This is a genomic window from Rohdeia mirabilis (assembly GCA_007750655.1).
Classification (GTDB): domain Bacteria; phylum Planctomycetota; class UBA1135; order UBA1135.
In genome coordinates, this window is sequence record CP036290.1 from 4,479,501 (window position 1) to 4,499,068 (window position 19,568).

Annotated in this window: 11 protein-coding genes; 3 read left to right on the forward strand and 8 right to left on the reverse strand. The window is 71.1% G+C overall.

Going from position 1 to position 19,568, the window contains the following annotated elements; all coding sequences use genetic code 11:
* Positions 1-39 precede the first annotated feature (39 nt).
* On the reverse strand, positions 40-1,716 hold the full coding sequence (locus Pla163_RS16655; protein ID WP_145191187.1) for a hybrid sensor histidine kinase/response regulator: 1,677 nt from the start codon (positions 1,714-1,716) through the stop codon (positions 40-42).
* A 110-nt stretch (positions 1,717-1,826) separates the two neighbouring features.
* A complete protein-coding gene (rffA, locus tag Pla163_RS16660) occupies positions 1,827-2,975 on the reverse strand; it encodes a dTDP-4-amino-4,6-dideoxygalactose transaminase (protein ID WP_145191190.1) in 1,149 nt (382 codons plus the stop codon).
* A gap of 504 nt (positions 2,976-3,479) precedes the next feature.
* Here rffA and Pla163_RS16665 point away from each other — a divergent pair.
* The gene (locus Pla163_RS16665; RefSeq protein WP_145191193.1) at positions 3,480-5,849 is read left to right on the forward strand and encodes a transglutaminase domain-containing protein; all 2,370 of its coding nucleotides are present in this window, start codon (positions 3,480-3,482) and stop codon (positions 5,847-5,849) included.
* Between the two features lie 112 nt (positions 5,850-5,961).
* Here Pla163_RS16665 and Pla163_RS16670 read toward each other — a convergent pair whose 3' ends face one another.
* Both Pla163_RS16670 and Pla163_RS16675 read right to left on the reverse strand, forming a co-directional pair.
* Positions 5,962-9,912, reverse strand: a complete 3,951-nt coding sequence (locus tag Pla163_RS16670) for a DUF1080 domain-containing protein (protein WP_145191196.1) — start codon at positions 9,910-9,912, stop codon at positions 5,962-5,964.
* Complete coding sequence (locus Pla163_RS16675; RefSeq protein WP_419186062.1) at positions 9,912-11,231, reverse strand: Gfo/Idh/MocA family protein; 1,320 nt, start codon at positions 11,229-11,231, stop codon at positions 9,912-9,914. Before Pla163_RS16675 ends, Pla163_RS16670 begins: the two co-directional genes overlap by 1 nt.
* A gap of 295 nt (positions 11,232-11,526) precedes the next feature.
* On the opposite strand from Pla163_RS16675, the gene Pla163_RS16680 reads away from it, so the two are divergent.
* Positions 11,527-12,351, forward strand: coding sequence for a hypothetical protein (locus Pla163_RS16680; RefSeq protein WP_145191202.1), 825 nt, complete (start codon positions 11,527-11,529; stop codon positions 12,349-12,351).
* Positions 12,352-12,388: 37 nt separating this feature from the next.
* On the opposite strand, the gene Pla163_RS16685 is transcribed toward Pla163_RS16680, so the two are convergent.
* The 3 genes from Pla163_RS16685 to Pla163_RS16695 are packed head-to-tail and all read right to left on the reverse strand — an operon-like array spanning position 12,389 to position 16,463.
* Complete coding sequence (locus Pla163_RS16685) at positions 12,389-13,072, reverse strand: DUF4336 domain-containing protein (RefSeq protein ID WP_145191205.1); 684 nt, start codon at positions 13,070-13,072, stop codon at positions 12,389-12,391.
* Positions 13,073-13,082: 10 nt separating this feature from the next.
* Positions 13,083-15,437, reverse strand: coding sequence for a sulfatase (locus Pla163_RS16690; protein ID WP_419186063.1), 2,355 nt, complete (start codon positions 15,435-15,437; stop codon positions 13,083-13,085).
* Between the two features lie 33 nt (positions 15,438-15,470).
* Positions 15,471-16,463 (reverse strand): response regulator transcription factor, encoded by a 993-nt coding sequence (locus Pla163_RS16695; protein ID WP_145191213.1) that lies wholly within the window; start codon positions 16,461-16,463, stop codon positions 15,471-15,473.
* A gap of 118 nt (positions 16,464-16,581) precedes the next feature.
* On the opposite strand from Pla163_RS16695, the gene Pla163_RS16700 reads away from it, so the two are divergent.
* Positions 16,582-18,609, forward strand: a complete 2,028-nt coding sequence (locus Pla163_RS16700) for a hypothetical protein (RefSeq protein ID WP_145191216.1) — start codon at positions 16,582-16,584, stop codon at positions 18,607-18,609.
* Between the two features lie 18 nt (positions 18,610-18,627).
* On the opposite strand, the gene Pla163_RS16705 is transcribed toward Pla163_RS16700, so the two are convergent.
* Positions 18,628-19,539: a hypothetical protein gene (locus tag Pla163_RS16705; protein ID WP_145191220.1), complete on the reverse strand. Its 912-nt coding sequence runs from the start codon at positions 19,537-19,539 to the stop codon at positions 18,628-18,630.
* Positions 19,540-19,568: the final 29 nt, after the last annotated feature.

Consider the following 19,568-nt stretch of genomic DNA (forward strand, 5'->3'; position numbering starts at 1 on the left):
TCGCCGGACCACCGCGGCCCGTCGATCCACCGCCGCCGCTCACGCCGCTTCGCGTCCGCGCACGTTCGCGCTCACCAGTTCGATCAGCGCGGGACCGCGCAGTGGCTTGGTCGCGAAACCGTCGAATCCCATCCGCAGACACGCCGCGCGCCGTTCCGCCAGCGCGTTCGCGGTCAGCGCCACGATCGGACCGCGGTGACCGAAGGCACGCGCCGCACGCAGGACCTCGTCCCCCTGGATCCCAGGGAGTTGGAGATCGAGCAGCACGACGTCGAACGGAGCACCGGCGTCCCCCAGGAGCTCGAGCGCCCGTTCACCACTCGTCGCGTGGGTCACGAGCGCACCACTGCGCGCGAGTTGCTTGCTGGCCACGAGCGCGAGATCGAGCTGGTCCTCGACCAGGAGGACCGTGACACCGTCGAGCCGAGCCACTTCCCGCCGCGGCTCCTCGGTCGGCTCCATCGGCGGTACCTGGCGCGCCCGAACCGTGAAGCGGAACTCGGACCCGAGGCCCGGCTCGGATTCGAGCACCAGGTCTCCACCCAACGCACGCGCCAGACGGCGACTGATCGGGAGTCCGAGGCCGGTGCCGCCGTGCTGGACGTGGTCGCCCGTGCGGGCCTGGGTGTAGGGCTCGAACACCAACTCACACTGTTCGGCGTCCAGACCCGGACCCGTGTCGCGAACGCTGAACTCGATCTCGATCTCGCCCTCGCTGGAGCGCTCCCCCACCACGCGGACCGCCACGTCGATCCGCCCCTCCGAGGTGAACTTCGCGGCGTTGGAGAGCAGGTTCACGAGGACCTGACGGATGCGCGTGGCGTCGGAGTGGATCCAGTCGGCTCCGACAGCACGCTCGACTCGAAGTTCGTTGCTGTTGCGCTCGGCGCGCATGCGAACGATGTCGACGGCGTCGCGCACGACGGCGTTCGGATCGAGGGGAGCGAGCTCCAGCTGGATCTCGCCCGCCTCGATCTTCGACAGCTCGAGCACGTCGTTGATGACCGCCAACTGGTGATCGACGCTGCGGTGGATCGCTTCGAACCCGCGCCGCAGCTCGTCCTCGTCGACCGGATGTTCGGGATCGTCCAACAGCTCGACGTGACCGAGGATCGCTGCGATCGGCGACCGCAGCTCGTGACTCATCGTCGCGAGGAACCTGGTCTTGGCCGCGTCGGCGCGCTCGGCGCGATGCTGGAGCTCGGCGCGGCGCAGTTCGCTCTCCCTCAGCGCCGCGGTACGCGCCGCCACCTCCACCTCGAGCTGACTGGGCCCACGCAGCTCGAGCAGGTGCGGGAGGATCCGCGCGAGTCCGAACACGGTGACCACCGAGACGACCGCCGTGATGACTTTGAGCACGGCCGCCACGCGATAGGCCGGCCAGTAGAAGATGACCGCCTCGAACAGGTGCACCGTTCCGCAGGAGACGATGAACGCGCAGAACAACAGCCCGAGCCACCGCGCCGGCACGTCCTGCCGCCGACGGCGCAGCACGACCAACAGCATGATCGGGATCGCGAGGTATGCGGCCCAGGTGGCGAGGTCGGCACCGATGTGGAGCCAACCGAGCGTGGGGTCCCAGGTGCCGCAGTTCCAGCGGGCGGGGAAGTCGGACGTGTCGAAGAGGCGCGACCAGAAGGGCCCGCTGGAAGCCGCGGCGACCGTCGATCCGACTTCTTCACACTCGGGGCAAGCGAGCTGTCGAAGGGCGAGCATGGAGGCTCGATCGGCCGCGTGCCGCGGGTCCGAGAAGCACCTGGTGGCGGCCTGCCCCGCGAAAGGGATCCAAGATTCGAACGATCGCGGAAGCCGCCGCGGAGACGCCCTCAGACCACCTTCTTCAGCGCCCGCATCACCGTCTCCGCCTTCTTGCGGTTCATCGACGAACTGAGCGGGAGGCGCACGATGCAGTCCGAGACCTGGGTGGTCAGGGGCAGGTCGAGGCCGTCGGTCCCGAGGTGCTGCCGCGCGAACGGCGACGCGTGTAGAGCCTGGTAGTGGAACGTGGCCTGGATCCCCTCGCCGCGCAGACCGTCGATGATGCGATCGGCGAGCGCCTGGTCCTGGGCCACCATCCACCAGATGTGGCCGTTGTGGTCGCAGCCCGTGCGGGGCACGCAGCGGAAGACCGAACCCGCGTCCTCGAGCCACTGCGTGCCCGCCTGGTACAGGTCCCAGATCTCGAGTCGACGCGCGTTCAGCTCCGCCGTGCGTTCGAGCTGCACGTCGAGCATCCCGGCGAGCAGGTCCGACAGCACGTAGCTGCCGCCGGTGCCCACCCAGGTGTACTTGTCGATCTCGCCGCGCAGGAAGGCGCTGCGGTTCGTGCCCTTCTCGTGCGCGATCTCGGCCATGCGCATCGCACCTTCGTCGTCGAGCAGGAGCGCGCCGCCCTCTCCGCACGTGACGTTCTTCGTGGCGTGGAACGACAGGCAGGCGCCGGCGCCGAACGTGCCGAGGTGCTGGCCGCGCAGCGTCGATCCGATCGCCTGGGCCGCGTCCTCGAAGATCGGCACGCCGCGTTCGCCGCAGACCGCCAGCAGTCCGTCGAGGTCGCACGCCATCCCGCCGTAGTGGACGGTCAGCACGAGCTTGGTGCGCTCGGTGATCGCCGACGCGACGGCCACGGGATCGAGGCCCAGGGTCTCGCGCTCGATCTCGACGAAGACCGGAGTGGCCCCGCGCGCGGCGATCGCGTTCGCCATCGAGACGTACGAGAACGACGGCAGGATCACCTCGTCGCCGGGCCCGAGGAAGCCGCCGGCCGCGCCCGCCCCGGTGTGCAGGAACAGCTCGAAGGCCTGGGTCGCGTTCGGGGTCAACAGCGCGTGGCGTGCGCCGGTCAGCTCGCGCAAGTGCGCCTGGGCCTTCAGGCTGAGCACGCCGTTGCCGACGACGCGACCGTTGCGCAGGGCGCGCATGAGGGCGCGGGCCTCGCGTGCGCCGAGGCTGGGCTGTCCGAAGGGGATCTGCAAAGTGGGGGGCCGCGCACTCTATCCGCACGCGCCTCCTCCCGGATCGACGTGTCGGCGGCGCGACCGGAGCGATGCGACGGCTCGGGCGCGGGCGACGGGCGCGGCGTCCCGGCCGTGGAACGCCGGGTCCGGCCGGATCGCTCGTGCTGCGCCCCGTGCGGACCGGAGTCGGTGTCGCTTCGCGCGAACGCGCTCCAGCCGCAGGCCCGTCCGGCAGGCCCGTCCGGAACGTGTTCGGGGTCACGTCGGCGAACAGCCCTGCGCCCCGACCGACGCGAACCCGAGTGTGACCCGCACCGGCGCGCGGCACGACTGGGCGCTCGGGCGAGGGGACCACCACCGCCGTCGTCGCTCTCGCCGCCCCACTGCGGTTCCCGACCGCCGCGCTGGTCGGCCCCGCGGAGGACGAGGGTTCGGCCCTCGACGCCGCTCTCGTGCGAGCGGGTGAACGCGCCGGGGCCAAAGTGCCCCGCACCGGCGAGCCGCACGACTAGGCTCTGGGGCATGTGGACCATCGCCATCGTCGTCGCTCTCGCCGCCCCGCTCCAGTCCCCGTCCCCGATCGGCGCCGGGACCGAGTCCGGCTCCGTCCCCACCGCCGTGCTCGTCGGCGCCGCGGACGACGAGCGATCGGCCCTCGACGCCGCTCTCGAGCGAGCCGGCGACCGCGCCGAAGCCTGGCGGGCGGCGTTGGCGGCGGCGGCCGAGTTCGATCCCGATCTGGGGGCCGACCTCCGGTTCCTCGTCGAGCACATGCCGACCCGCGACCTGCTCGAGCTGGAGCCCTCGTGGGTCGTGCGCGACGCGATGCTGGCACGCGAGGCCTGGTCGCAGGCGCCGTGGCACGAGCAGGTGCCGCTCGAGATGTTCCGCGACGCGATCCTGCCCTACGCCAACGTGGACGAGCCGCGCGAGGACTGGCGGCCCGAGCTGCGCGCGCGCTTCCTGCCGCTGGTGGCCGAGTGCACGACGCCCGGCGAAGCGGCCCAGGTCCTGAACCGCGAGGTCTTCGCCGCGCTGGGCGTGAAGTACTCGACGAAGCGCCGCCGCGCGAACCAGGCGCCGAGCGAGACGATCGAGCAGGGGCTCGCGAGCTGCACCGGTCTGTCGATCCTCTTGGCGGACGCGTGCCGTGCGGTCGGTGTGCCGGCGCGACTCGCCGGCATCGGTGCGTGGCCGCACAAGAACGGCAACCACACCTGGATCGAGGTCTGGGACGGCGAGGCCTGGCGCTTCACCGGCGCGGCCGAGTACGACGCGAACGGGCTCGACCGGGCCTGGTTCGTGGGCGACGCGCGGCACGCGGTGAAGGGCGATCGGCTGCACGCGGTGATGGCTGTGACCTGGCGCAGCGGCGGCGGCTCGTTCCACCTGCCGTGGGCGCCGGAGGCCGCGTGGGTGAACGGGGTGGACGTGTCGGATCGGTACGCGCCCGACGAGGTGGTGGACGACGGCAAGGTGGCGGTGCGCGTGCGCGTGTGGGCGAACGGGGAGCGGGTCGAGGCGGACGCCACTATTCTCCCGCGCAGCCGCACCGACGAGGTGGACCTCGTGCCTCTCGATGGTCGGTCGCGGGGAGCCACAGCGGACATGAACGACATGCTCGAGTTCCGCGTCGAGCCGGGAACGCGCTGGAAGTTGAGCGCAAAGCACGGGGAACTGACCCGCGAACTCGAACTCGGCGCGGTGACCGCCTCCAGGACGGTGGATCTCGACCTGACCGGAGGAAGTGCCGAGCAGTCGTTGGGAGGGCAAGAAGTCGCCGAGGACCTGGTTCGCACGGATCCGTCCCGTGCTCGCCAACGCGCATGGGACGCACTCCTCGCCGACGAAGCAGCCCACGCGGACCTCGTCGCCGACCACGCCGCGCTGCGCGTGCGCACGAACGATCGCGTCTCGCCCTACACGCTGAAGAAGGTCGGCGAGCGGCCCGACGGCGAGCGCTGGCCGCTCGTCATCGCCATGCACGGCGGCGGCGGCGCGCCCCAGGAGGTCAACGACCAGCAGTGGCGCCACATGCAGATCTACTACGTGGACCACCCGGAGGCGGGCGGCTATCTGTACCTGGCCCTGCGCGCGCCGAACAACGAGTGGAACGGCGTGTACGACGACGCGATCGTGCCGCTCTTCCAGCGCCTGATCCGGCAGATGGTCGTGTGCGAGAACGCCGATCCGACGCGCGTCTACACGCTCGGCTACAGCCACGGCGGCTACGGCGCCTGGGTCATCGGCCCGAAGGCGCCCGACCTGTTCGCCGGCGTGCACAGCTCGGCCGCGGCCCCGACGGACGGCGAGACGCGCCTCGAGAACCTGGCGAACCTGCCGTTCTCGTTCATGGTCGGCGAGCTCGACACCGCCTACGGGCGCTTCGAGCGCAGCGAGGCCGCCGCCGCGCGCCTGGCGGAGCTGCGCGCGGAGTCGGACGGCGCGCTCTACCCGTTCGAGTACACGATGGTTGCCGGCAACGGCCACGGCGGACTGCCCGATCGCGACCTGTTGCCGCAGCTGCTCGAGCGCCGTCGTGTGCAGGCGCCGTCGCACCTGGTGTGGACGACGACCGACGACCGCATCGCCGATCACTGGTGGCTGCACCTGCCCGAGCCGGTGAGTGGCGCGCGGATCGAGGCGACGCTGTCGCGCGGCACGGCCGGGAAGCCGAACCGTGTCGAGTTGACCGTGTCCGGCACCGAACGCGTCGAACTCTTGCTCGACGAGCGCCACGTGGATCTGACGCGCCCGCTCGAGGTCGTGGTGAACGGCGGCGAGCCGACCAGCTACGAGCTCGAGCCGAGTGCCGCCGTGCTGCACGAGACTCTGGCGCGCCGCATGGACCCCGACCACGCCGCCACCGTGCGGATCGAGGTCGGGCTCTAGATTGTCGGTACGGCGTCAGGCACGAAAGTGCCACCTGCCGCCGACGTCGCTGCGATTCGCAGCGACTCGGCGCGGCAGGTGGCACTTTCGTGCCTGACGCCGTACCGACAATCTACCGCAGGCGCAGGTTCCGCCAGCGCACCTCGAGCGCGTCCTCGCGACCGCCGACGCCGTGCACCTGCAGGCCGATGAAGCCGCGCGGCGTCATCCCGTCCACCAGCACGGCGCACGGCTGACCGTTCAACCAGGTGCGCAGCACGTCGCCACGCGCGTACACCCGCAACCGGTTCCACTGGCCGTCCCGAAAGGCGGCGCGCGCGGCGTCGAGTTCGCCGAGCGGCGCCAACCACCCGCGCCGCGACTCGTCGTAGATGCCCGCGGTCCAGCCGCGCTCGCTGGGATCGATCTCGACCTGGTAGCCGTGCACGCGCCCGCCCATGACCTCGTCGAGTGCGAGACTGCGCACCTGGACGCCGGAGTTCAGCTCGCTGTCGACCAGGAACTCGAGCTCGAGCACGAAGTCGCCATGGTCGCCTTGCGTGCACAGGAACGAGTTCGGCTGGTTCGGCCGCGTCTCCCCCACGATCGCGTCGCCGTCGCGCCGGTAGACCGCATCGCCACCGCGCTGGATCCAGCCGTCGAGACCGTCGCCCACGACCAGCGACACGGCGTCGTCCCCCAGCTCGCGATCGTGCGGCAGCACCCACACGTTGCGGAAACGCAGCTCGTGCCCGTGGTCCTGGAACACGAGCGGCCCGGGCCCATCCATCTCCGGGGCACCTGCTCCGGTCGACCCCGGGACGGTCACGTCGTCGTGGATCAGCACGCCGTTGTGCAGCACCGTCAGACGCGCGTCGCTGACCTTCGTCCCGCCGGCCCAGCGCGCCGCCGTGAACTCGATGTCGTAGGTCTGCCACTCGCCCGGACGTGCCGCCATGTTGACGGTCGGCGCGGCCACGCCGTAGATCGAGCCGCACTCGTTGGGATGCGGCGGCAGGCCGAACGAGTTCAGCACCTGGACCTCGTAGCGTCCCTGCGCGTACACGCCGGAGTTGCCCTGGCCCTGGCCGCGCTCGCGATCGGGCTCGTGCGGCACGGCGAACTCCACGTGGATCGTGGCGTCGCCGAACTCCTCGCGCGAGCGCACGTTGCCCGTCCCCGGTACGCAAGTGAGCACACCGCCCTCGAGCGTCCAACCGGCCGCCTCGCCGTCCGTCCGCTGCCAGGCGTCGAGCCCCGTGCCCTCGCCCACCAGCACCACCGCACCCGCCGGCGGCGCCGTGTCGCGCGGGAAGCGATCGCAGCGCCAACCGCTCGCCGCGCGCCGGTCCGTGCCGCGCAGGCGACAGCAGAACGCCCAGTCGCCACCGCCCTGGGTGACTTCGAGCATCAGCGCGTTCCAACCGGCTTCGAGCTTGGCGATCACGACGTCGGACCCCACCGTCAAGCCGCGCTGGGCGTCGTTGCGATGGATCTCGGTGCCGTTCAACCAGACGCACAGTCCGTCGTCGGAACCAAGTTCGAGCCGCACCGAGCGAGCGCTGTCGGACCACACGAACGTCCGCGCGTAGGCGGTCGCATTGGTCGCGTTCAGGAGCGCGTTCAGGTCGAAGATCCCGCGCCGTTCGTGCTCACTGGCGAACAGGTCGCGCCAGACGATCGCCGGGTCGTCGGGATCGATCTCGGGCGCGAAGCGTTCGGCCATGATCTCGGCCCCCTGCACACCCGACTTCTCGAACGGACCGGCCAGTCGCCAGGCGAGCAGGAAGTCCTCGTCCGCGTCCACGGCGTCGAAGGCCGCGTCGATCGCAGCCGTGCGATCGGCCGTCGATGCGGCGCGCGTGGCGGCGTCGAGCAATTCGGTCGCGGCGTAGCGATCCGTCCGTGCGAGCCGCGGCGCGAGCGCGACGGCGGCGTCCACCGCGGCTCCGACGGCGTCGCCACCGCGCAGCGCCTTCCGAACCACGTCGGCGGCGAAGCGGTTCGGCACCGTGCCCGCGAGTGCGAGGACGCGTTCACGTTCCGCGGCGTCCTTCGCCTGCGCCCACAGCGCGGTCACGACACCGCCGGCCGCGGTCGGATCGGACCCGCCAAGACGCGCGCCGAGCCGGAGCGCGGCGTCGAACGCGGGAGCGCGAAGGTCCTCGGCGCCGCTCGTGAACGTCACGAGCAAGGGCTCGAGCGCCCCGCCGTCGGGCCACGAGCCGAGTGTGTCGACCGCGGCGGGCGCCGACGCGTCGACCAGCAGCGCCTGCTTGACCTCCGCCATGGCTGCCGCGTCTCCGATGAGCGCCAACGCCGGCAGAAGGATCTCGCGTGCACGGCCTTCGGACTGCCGATAGGCCTCGATCGCCGCCTTGCTGTGGGTGCGTGGATCGCGTGCTCGCTCGAGCGCGACGACAAGAGCCGTCGCCGCCTCATCTTCGTAGCGCTTCTCGTGCTCGATCAGGGCGGCGAGGGCGTCGAACTCAGCGGGCGAAGCGTGAACCGCGAGCGCTTCCCACGCAGCGCGCAGGATGCCTCGATCTCGATACTCGCCGAACTGCAACTCCGCAGACCGGCCGGCGGCCGCCGCTTCGAGATCCGCGTGCTCCGCGCGAACGATCTCGACGAGGACCGGTGTGGAATCGGGCCCGAGTCGCTTGGCGTACGCCCAGAGCTTGCCGACATAGTTGCGCTTGTAGTCGTCACGCTCGGCGAGTCCACGGAGCAAGAACGCATCCGTCCGCTCGAACGGCGAAGAGCAAAGAACCTCGAACGCGCGCTCGGAGATGGCCCGCCCCAACTCGGAGTAGTCGGACTCGATCCAACCCTCGAACGAGAAGTGGGAGCCGTACTTCGGCGGACTCAGCAAACTGAGCAGCGTCAGGGCGTAGGTGTCGTCGATCGTCCCTAGCGCGTCGACGGCAAAGATGTCCCCCCTCATGGCGAGCCCGTTCAGCGCTTCGATCGCACCATGCCCCCCATGGGCAGCCAGCACGCGAGTCGCCCTGACCCGTGCCGCTGCGCCGAGCTCACCCGCCGCCTCACCGATCAAGGGAACCACGTTCTCGGCGACACTTTCCGCCAAGAGTCTCTCCGCGAGACCTGCAACGCTCGAGTCCTCGTCCTCGAGGAGAAGAAGGAGACGTCCCGTCTGCTGATCGGGCTCGAGGAGGGCAAGAATCTCGAGTCCGCGCAATCTCTGGGGCGAAGGAGCGGTCGAGACGGACGGTAGACCCTCGACCCAACTTCCATGGGACCACAGCGAGCGTCCGATCTCGGCTGTCAGCTCGCGATCGACACGAGCATCTTCGTCCTCGGCACTCGAGGAAGCGGCGAACTGGACGAGCGCATCTGCGAACCAGTCGCTCTTCAGGCTCCGCTCCCACAAGGCTTCCGCGCCATCGAGTCGGCCAGCGAACGCTCGGACGAAGCCCGCCGGCCCCAGTTCCCGGAACATCGCCATCGCGATCAAGTCCGTGTACACGGACTCGTTGATCCAGCTCCAATCGGCGCTCGACTCGCTCATGACCCCTTCCATCGCCCGATCCCCGATTCGGAGTGAGGTCACCGACTCGTCCGCCGATGCGACCAGCATCTCCAGGCATGCGACCGCTTCCGGAGGAGCATCCTCTCCGAGCGACAACGTCGCATCGACGATCGCTTCGATCGCGATCGACCCTCCGATGGAAGCCAGGGCGTCGACCGCCAACTGACTGTCGTGGGAAGACGCCACGAAGAGCTTCAGCGCCGGGACTGCCGCTGGAGTCCCCACGAGCTTGAGCTGCCGCAACGCGAATTCGCGCGCGTCGTCCGTGTGGTCACCGTCGAGCAGCCCGATGTAGAGCGCTTCCAGCTCTGCACGCCGCGCCTCGTCCGCTCCGCGCGCCGCGTTCTCGAGCGCGACCAGATCCACGCGCGTGGCGCCGGTCGAGTACGTCGCGAGCCGCTCGACCCGTTGGGCGAGATCGCTCTGGGCCGGTGCGGGCGCTGCGAGGACGAAGAACGAGACGAGGGTGAGAGCGAGTGCGCGCGACGACGCTCGCCGCACGCACGAACGGATGATCGTGTCGAACCCCATCACAGCGACCACTCCCCGCGCAGCCGGCGATCCAGCAGACGCTCGGCGATCGCGTCGGTCGTCGTCTCGCGATCCGGGTCCCACGGCACCGGCCTGCCCGTGCGCAGCGCGATGTTGCCGAGGTGCGCCACCGTGATGGTGCGGTGCGCGTGTTCGATGGGAGCGATGCACTGGCGACGGTCCTGCATGCGATCGAGGAAGTCCTGGTGGTGACCCGGCGAGACCGGGTAGCGGTGTTCGGTGGGTCGGATCTCGCTGTCGAGGATCCCGGCCGGCGTGGCGTCGATGCGACCGCGCGAGACGAACAGCGTCCCCTCGTCGCCCTCGAACGTGATCCCGTTCTCGCCCTCGGACGTGATCAGGAACTCGACGCCGGTCCGGTAGCGCGCCGTGATGTCGAAGGTCAGCGGCGCGTTCCACGGCCCGTCGCTCGGGAAGGTGCCGGTGGCCGACACTTCGATCGGGCCGGTCGTCTCGAGGCCGAGCGCCCAGTGCGCGATGTCGATGTGGTGCGCGCCCCAGTCGGTGACGATGCCGCCCGAGTAGTCGTACTGGTGGCGGAAGACGTAGTGCGCGCGATTCGGCACGTAGGGCACGGCGGGCGCCGGGCCGAGCCAGAAGTCGTAGTCGAAGCCGTCGGGCACCGGCACCGGATCGGCGGGCGGCGCGGACGAGCCCCGGTGCAGGACGCAGGTCACCTTGCGCACCTCGCCCAGGCGGCCGTTGCGGACCAGTTCGCAGGCGCGACGGAAGCGCGCGTCGGAGCGCTGCTGGCTGCCGGTCTGGAACACGCGGCCGTAGTCGGTGACGGCGTCGCTCATCGCGCGGCCCTGTCCGATCGTGAGCGACAGCGGCTTCTCGCCGTAGACGTCCTTCCCGGCCTTCACGGCGTGGACGACGTTGAGTCCGTGCCAGTGGTCGGGCGTGGCGACGACGACCGCGTCGATGTCGGTGCGCGCGAGCAGCTCGCGGTAGTCGGCGTACACGTCGATCGTGCCGCGACGGACCTGGGCGTCGCTCTGGCCCGCGTAGGTCGCGAGCGCCTGTTCGCGCGCGGCGGCGGCGTGGTTGGCGTCGACGTCGCAGACCGCCACGACCTGGGCTCCGGCGAGCTGCTGGAACGAGTTCATGTTCGCGCGCCCCATTCCTCCGCAGCCGATGATCCCGACCGTGACGCGGTCGAGGGCGGAGGGACGTGCACTGCGCGCGAAGCCGTAGGGCGCCACCGCGTTCGCGGCCAGGGCGGGCAGTGCGAGGGCGCCGCCTTCGAGCAGGGCGCGACGCGTGAGGCCCGAGCGGGCCGGTCGACGTGAGGTCATGGAGTCTCGGGGGTCGTGGGTCCGGTCCAAAGCGCGGTCGATGATAGGCGCCCGGCGCGTGCGACGGGTGGTCCGCATCGCCGCCTCGCGGAAGTGTCGGAGGGAGCGGAGCACGTGCGGAACGGCGGTCGTGTGCACGGTCTGGTTGCACGGGCGGACGGGCTCGACACGTCGGTGCAGATCCGTCACGCCCGAGGAGCGAATCGCAGGCTCGCCCTGATCGGGGTGGCCGCCCCCGGTGTGCGAGAGGCGCGCTCCACTTGCGGCCGACCCGCACGCGGGCGAAGCTCTCGCCATGCCCAGCGAAGCGGATCGCGAGATCGCCAGACTGCGCGCGCACGAGGAGCAGGCCCAGGCGCTGCACGCACTCGTGGAAGCGCGCGTCGCCCGCTCGTGGCGGATCGCCGCCGTGCGTTGGGCGCTCGCGGCCGCGCTGTTCGCCTGGTTCTGGGACGTGGAGTGGGTGCGTTGGGCCGCGCTCGCCGCCCTCCCCGCGCTGGCCTGGTTCGTGTTCAGCCTGCGGCGGCTGCAACGCACGGTGCGCGAGCGCCGCGAGAGCATCGAACGGCGCAACGACGTGCTGCTCGAGCGCACGGAGCGCGAGCCGGTCACGAACGATCCGCGCGAGCTGTTGGCGCGCTCGCTCGGACGCCTGGTGGAGGCCGAGTCCGAGACGCTCGAGAGTCCGATCCACCTCGACGCCGAGCGCCTCGCCGATCGCGGGATCCGGCGCGCCTACCGCATGCTCGGGCCGGCGCTGCGCCGCGTCGGCGTGGACCCGTGGCCGCTCTCCGAGGGCGGCGAAGCCATCGTCGGGACCTACTCGGTGCGCTGCGGCGACCGCACCTACGAGATCGCCGGCCTGCACCACGCGAGCGACGGACTCGACGACGACGCGGCCGTCCGTGCCCGCGCGACGTGGGCGCTGTTCGACCTCGTGAACCGCCAACTGGACGGCACCGGCTACCGCTTCTTCGCCGTCGGTGCCGGACCCGATCTCTGGGGGTGGCTCATGTCCGGCGAGCAGGCGCGCGCGGCGTTCGACGCGGCGCCGGAGGGCTCGCGCGAGCGCCCCTACCTGCCGAACGAGCACCCGCCGGGGAACGAATCGTCCCACTGACGGGCGGCGGTTCGCTGTGGACGGAGGGCGCGCTGGCTCAGAGCGCTTCCCAGACCGCGCGCAGCTGCTCGCGTCCGCCGCTCGCGATCGGTTCGCCGTGCGAGACGTGCACCGCGTCGAAGTCCCAGGCGTCGATCGTCGCGAGCACGGAGCGCCGCACCTCGGGCAGGTCGTCGACGAAGGCCTTGAGCAACCGCGACGGAGCGAGCCGGCCGTAGACGCCGTTCATTCGCATCATCAGGCGCGTCAGGAACGGCGCTTCGCGACCGACGTGGAAACTCAGGTCGGTCAGGATCAGCGTGCGCGACGGGCGGTGCAGGAAGACGATCTCGTTCAGCTTGCGCGCGCCCGTGATCGCGCGTTGGTCGAAGAGGTCCGCCCACGCGGGATCGGGCGTCTCGGTCAGTTCGCGGTCGAACGTGAGGTCCGCGCGCTTCTTGGCGAGTCCCTGCGCGCCGTGAACGACGGCCTCCGGATAGGCCGCGCGCCAGGTTTCGAGGTGCGCGTGGTGGAACTTGTTGGGGGCGACGACGTGTTCGACGGGACCCAAGGCCTCGAGCTCCGCGCGCACGGCGTCGTCGAGCCCGTTGGCGCTGTGCACCCACAGGCCGCCACTCGACAGCCGCGCGACCACGGCACGCCGCGGGAGGGCCACCGGTCCGAGTTGGATCCGGCCGGGCCACGACCACAGTCCGTCGGCGAGCGGTTCGAGCGTCGTCATGGCGCGCACGCTAGCGCACGTATCCCAGCTCGCGCAGTTCCTCGACCAACGCGGGATCGAGGTTGCCCGTGTCGATGCTCATGCGCGTGTCGGAACTCTGCAGCCAGATCGCGATCGTTCCGGGCGCGCCGCCACCGTCGGGAGGCGCGGCGAGAATGGTCGACGCGATGCGCCCGTCGCCCGGACTGGGGAACTGGAAGCCGAGCACGTCCTCGCGCACCGCACGGCCGTCGAGCGTGAACTCGGCCGGTGCGGGCCAGGCTCCGTCGCGACGCACCAGCACCAACTTGGTCGCCGGATTCCCGTCGAAGCGCACGCGCACCGCAGCCGCCGCGGCCCCGTCGCCCGCCAACCGCGTCAGCGTGCCCTGGTTGACCATGCCGCGTCCGCTGGCGCGCGTCACCGCGAGTCCGCCGTCCGCGAGCACGACCAACTCCTCGCCGTAGAGGGTCTCCGCGGGGCGCAGCTCGATCTCGACCGGCGCGCCGGCGGCCACGTCGATCGCGACCTCGTGCGCCGTCCCAGGTCCGCTGTGCGCGAGTCGCACGAGCGGCTCTTCCGGCACGGCCGCGGTCGGATCCGTGTCGTAGAGCGGCGCGACGACCGTGCGTTCGATCGGCGTGCGGCCCAGGAGGATCGAACTCTGCAGTGGCGTCGCCCCCGTGCTCTCGATGCGCCATCCGAGCTCGAACGTCTTGCCGTCGGGCAGCACCTGGACCTCGCGCACGGCATCGGTGACGCGCACGGTGAACCTGGCGACCGCGCCGTCCTCGGACAGCTCGAACTCGTCGGCCCCCTCGACCAACAGGAAGCGTCCGTCGCGCACCGTCACCTCGACGCGCACCTCGTAGTCGCGCGTCCACGGCTGGAACTCGACGCCGATGCGGCTCTTCGGGCGGAAGTCGCCCATGGCCCGTTCGAACTCCGCGATCTTCGCCGGCGAGACCGAGGATCCGTCCTCCGAGATCAGGTCGTCCTGTTCGACGCGATCGATGCGCCAGCGGTACAGCTCCGGCTTCTCGCCCAGTCCCGGCTCGATGTACTTGAGCGCGTGGGTGCGCAGGGCGCGCTCGACGTTGTCGGACGACTCGGTGAAGACGCGCTCGTGCAGCGTCGCGCGCCCGTCGACGAGCAGTGGCCGCAGGCTCGCGCCCTCCATCCGCGGACCGGCGGGCAGATCGAGCAGATCGACGATCGTCGGCACGATGTCGATGTTCTGGGTCAGTGACGCGCTCACGGACCCTTCGGTCTGCCGGGGCAGCCGCACCATCAGGGGCGTGGCGACCACGGGCTCGTAGAGGCGCTCGTGGGTGAACGCGATGTTGCGGCGACCGCTGTCGCGCCCCTCCATGTTCTCGCCGTGGTCGGCCACGAACACGATCAGCGCCTCGTCGAGCAGCTCCATTCGCTCGAGCCGTTCGAACAGTTCGCCGATCCGCGCGTCGTTGTACGCGATCTCGGCGTCGTACTGCGCGCGCGCATCGGCCAGGATCAGGTCCGAGCGCTCGCGGTTGTTCGCGTCCTCGAGCGCGCGGATCCAGGCCGAGCGCTCGACGAGCGGCACCGTGCGCAGGCGCGCGACGAAGCGCTCGACGCCGAGCGCCGCCGCGTGGTGCTCGAGGAAGCGGTCCGCGTACTCGGCGGGCGGTGTGTAGGGCGTGTGCGGGTCGAAGTAGTGGACCCACAGGAACAGCGGTCGATCGGCGGCTTCCGCTTCGTAGCGGTCGAGCAACTCGAACGCGCGCTCGTTCGTGTAGCCGGCCTCCGCCGCGGCGACGCGCTCCTCGCGCGGAATCTCCTGCGAGATCGCCGAGTACGCGTCCCAGCCGCGCCGTACCGCCGTGTCGATCGGGTCGTCGACCCACAGCGGGTGGCTGACCACGCCTGCGGTGTAGTAGCCGTCGTCGTGCAGTCGTTCGGCCAGCGACGCGTACTCGGGATTGAGCTGGGCCGAGCCTTCGATCGGCACCGCCACATAGTTCGCGTGCGTCTTGACGTACAGCCCGGTCATCACCGACGTGATCGACGGGAAGGTCGAGTTGCACTGGGACGTGTTCGCGGTGAATCGGTGCGATCGCGCGGCCAGGTCGTCGATGACCGGCGACGTCGGGAGCTCGGCGCCGTAGCACCCCAGTCGATCGGCGCGCAGCGTGTCGATCATCACCATGACGATCGGGGGCTGGCGGCCGGCCAGGTCGTCGAGCGCCGCGGCGGCCGTCCCGTGCTCGGCGCCCCCGGATCCGCGGGCGCCAGCGCCCTGGCCGTTCCCGGTCGCAGCGGGTGCAGCGTCCTGCGAACAGGCCGCGAGGAGCAGGACGAATCCCGCGATCAGGGCCGCTTCGACCCGTCGATGGAGCGTACGCATGGAGCGCATCCTACGCGGACCGCGCGTGCGGAATCAGCGGCCGACCAGCGCAGCCACGCGCTCGAGCAGTTCGCCGGGGCGGAACGGCTTGGGCAGGTGCGGCCAGTCCGCGTCGAGCGGCGCACTGGGTTGCCCCATGACGCAGACCGGCGTGGCGGGGCCCGTGCGCGTCAGGAGCTGCTGGACGGTCACGGTGCTGGCGGCGATCGCGTCCACCAGCAGCGCCGCGGGCTGTTCGCCGCCGCCCTGGAAGTCCTCGCCGCGCTCGTGGGCGCTGACGCGGTAGCCCTGTTCGATCAGCACCTGCTCGACCTCCTCGCGCAGGAACGGGTCGCGTTCGACGACGACGACCAGCGGACCGGAGCCCTGGGGCGTGGGCGCTTCCACCCGCACGAGCGTCGCGAAGCGCAGACGTTGGGCGACCGAACCGGACTCGAGCACGGTCCGATCGCCTCCGGTCGCTCCGGTCAGTTCACCGATGCGCGGCGGCAGCGCGGGACCGGCCGTCGGCGCGCGGAGCTCGACGACGACCTCCTGGCCGTGCTCCACCCGCAGGACGAGTTCGATGTCGCGCGCGCCGGTCATCGCCGCCTCGACGAGTCCGACGAACAGCGCCTGGAGCAGCGGCCGGGTCGCGGCGCGCACGGGCGCGGCGGCCGGCTCGAGCACGAAGCGCACGCCGGCCGCGAAGCCCTCGACGCAACCGTCCAGGAAATCCTCCTCGTCGCGCAGCCACTCGACCAGGTCGATGGCCTCGAGCGCGCTCTCGGGCGCCTTCGTCACCTCGGACAGCGAGCGCGCGAGGGCCGCGGCCCGTTCGGCCTGCTCGCCGACGAGGACGGTCCGATCCGGGGCCAGCCCCTCGCCGGTGCGCGCCGCCACCGACGTAAAGCCGGTCACCGGCCCGAGGGCGTTGTTGAGACGGTGGACGAACGACGGCACCGCCAGGCGCAGGGTCCGCTCCAGCCGACCGCCCCAGGGGTCGAAAGGGACGTCGGGATCGGGATTCGTCTCGTTCGGCTGCACGGTGTTCCTCGCATCGGCCGGCCTGTGGTTCGCGAGCCTTGGGGCCCGGCACACAGGCGTCCACAATGTCGCGGCTCGGCCGTGCCAAGGTAGCCGCCCCGAGCGCGCCCACCACTCGATGAATCGCTCCGCCTCCCTCCTCTTCGCATTCGGTGTCCTCGTGGCCCATGCGCTGGTGCTGTTCCAGGACGCTCTCGGGCACCTGGCGCGGCCGACGGACGAGGTGCACGTGGCCTTCCACATGGCCCGCAATCTGGTGCGGGAGCACAGCGCGGCCTTCAACCTCGGACAGCCGCTCCTCGAGAGCTATCCGTCGCACGCGTGGGTCCTGCTGGCGGCGCTGGCGGAGCGCCTCTACATCGGGCCGAACCTGTTGGCCCAGGGCACCGGCCTCGTCAGCACGTTGGCGCTGGTCTGGGTGGTGTCGCGCTTCAGTCCGGCCCGTCTCGCGGGCGTGATGGCACCGTTCCTGGTGGTGGTGTCGGGCAGCGTGGCGACCGCGGCGCTGAGCGGCACCGAGTGGCCGACGTTCGCCCTCCTGTGCGCGGCGAGCCTGCTCATGCTCGAAGAGGGCCGCCCGCGCGCGCTCGCCGCCTGCGCGAGCTTGGCGATCCTCGTGCGACCCGAGGGCATCCTGTTGGTGGCCGCGTTGGGAGCACTCGCGCTGGCCTCGCGTTCGCGTCACCGCAGCGCGGACGAACCTCGGCCGGGGCAGGCGCGCGTGAAGGCCTTCGCGTTCGCCGTCCCGTTCGTGGTCTGGCTCGCGATCGGCGGCCTGCGCGTGGCGTTCACCGGTCACTTCCTGCCGCCGGTCATCGCGGACGCGATCGACCCGGATCCGCGCAAGTGGGCGGCGGGATCACAGCAGCTGATCGACTTCTTCGCCCGCTCGGGTGCGATGCTCCTCGTCGTGGTCCCGGTCGCGTTCGGCCTGGTCGGTCGCCTCAGTCCGCGCGGCCGACGTGCGCTGGTCGTCGGTTTGGCGTGGTGTCTGTACGTGGCCTGGCAGGGCGGCAACGGACTTCCGATGTGGCAGGCGCTGGTGCCGGCGATCCCGTTCCTCGCGGTGGCGATCCAGGAAGCGCTGACCGACCTCGTCGACGTGGACAGCGGCTTGGTGCAGCGCGCCGCCTGGACGCTGTTCCTGTTGGGACTCGGCGCGTCGCTGCTCGTGAGCCGCCGGCCGAGCGACATCGGGCCGTTCCCGCTCGAATCGCTGCAGAAGGCCTGGATGGACGCCCCCGAGGTCGAGCGCCTGTTCGGCAACCAGGCCGGCCGCCCGGGTCTCGCCCAGCGGTTGGCCGAGGACGAACGGCGTCGCTGCGCGGCGATCTTCGTGCGCGAGAACCTCGAGACCAACGCCGTCGTCGCGACCCTCTGGCCCGGCGCCGTCGCGTACCTGTCGGGTCGCACGATCGTCGATCTGACCGGTCGCGCGACGCCGCACGTGGGTCAGCGGCTGCACGGAGACTTCGGCCCGGCGCTGGTCGACCTGATCCAGGCGCTCGGGAGCGAACCCGACTTCCTGCTGCCGCCGATCGCGCTCGATCGCATCGACGGCGAGGTCGAGGAGATCGCCCGCCTGTGGCTCGACCGCTACGACCTCTACGGCGCGGACGACCCGCGACGCGTCGCGCGACTGGTCGAGATCCTCGGCCACTACGAACTGGTCGCGGTGCCGATCCCCGTCCACAGTTCACTGCCGAACACCGCGTCGCCCGAACCCTACGGAATCCTGCGGCACGACCGCTTCGGACCGCAGACCGAGCTGCAGATCAACGTGCGCGACGGCCAGCTCGTGGTCTCCGCGCGCCACACCGGTCACCGTCAGATCGTCGACCTCGTCGTCGAACGCGTCGCCGCGGACGGCAGCGTGATGCATCTCTTGCCCAACGGTTCGTTCATCGATCAGGGCCCTGCGCACGCGCGCTCGCACCTGTTGCTGCACGCGAGCGGCAGGCGCTGGATCCGACTGATCGAAGCGCCGTTCCCGGCCTGGCCGCCGCTCGACCAACTGCGCGCCCGACTCGTGGCGCCGGGTGCGACCGCGCTGGCCGAAGGGGACGAAGGGCACACGGCGCGGGTCGAAGCGCTGTGGCCCCGCGCGGGTTCGGACTGGCCGCGCGGCGGGGACGACGACGAGTGACGGGCGTCGGGCCGGCCGTCAGCGCCAGCCGTACTCCCAGAACGCCGTCGGTGCGATGCGCTCGGTCGGCCCGTCACCGGCCAGGTGGATCGCGAAGCCGACGGGCGCGTGGTCGCGGTCGTCGTGGCGCTGGTTGAAGCGCGTCGCCCCCCAGCGATCGGCGACGACGACCGCTTCGAAGGCTTCGAACGTGCGCGGAGCGTCGAGCGCGAGGCGCGCCGTTCCGAGCATGGTTCCGCGCAGGCCACGCGATCCGTCCGCGATCTCGAGGTGCAGCGCGCCCTCGAGCCCTAGGTGCGCCACGCCGTCCTCGATCTGCGTGACCGTCGCCGTGATCCGGGCCGTGCGCACCTCGTCGCGTGCGTAGTGGTCGGTCTGACCGCGCACGTTGTCGGTCAGGTGCAGACGACACAGGCGCTGCACCAGGTCGGCTGGAAGGTCCCAACTCGCACCGATCGCGAGCTCGGCCGGAACGAGCCGCTCGACCTCGGCCGCGCGGAACCAGGCGTAGTCGAAGTTCCAGGCGTGCGTGCGCCAGTCGTCCGGATCCGGTTGCTCGGCGCCCTCCCAGGTGCGCGGCAGGTCGCGCGAGTCCACGCGCAGGACGAGTCCGTCCTCGGGGTAGTTCAACTCCGCGCGCCGGATCGAACGCGCCGTCTCGCGCGGATCGGTCTCGAGCAGCCGTTCCGCCGGATCCAGCTCGTTCCACTTCGCGAGCGACGTGCGCAGCAGTTCGGCGATGCGACGCGGATCGCGGTGGTTCGCGCTACCGAGCAGGATCCCGCTCGGCGTCACGCAGTAGGTGCCCTGGCGCGTGGCGCTCGCGTCGCGGTGGTTGAGGCGCCCGTCCGAGTCGCAGAACGACTGGAAGTGCAGGCAGTCCGGCTCGTCCAGGTTCTGCAGACGCCAGACCTCGTCCGCACAGGGCACGTAGTTCGCGAGCAGTTCGACGACTTCGG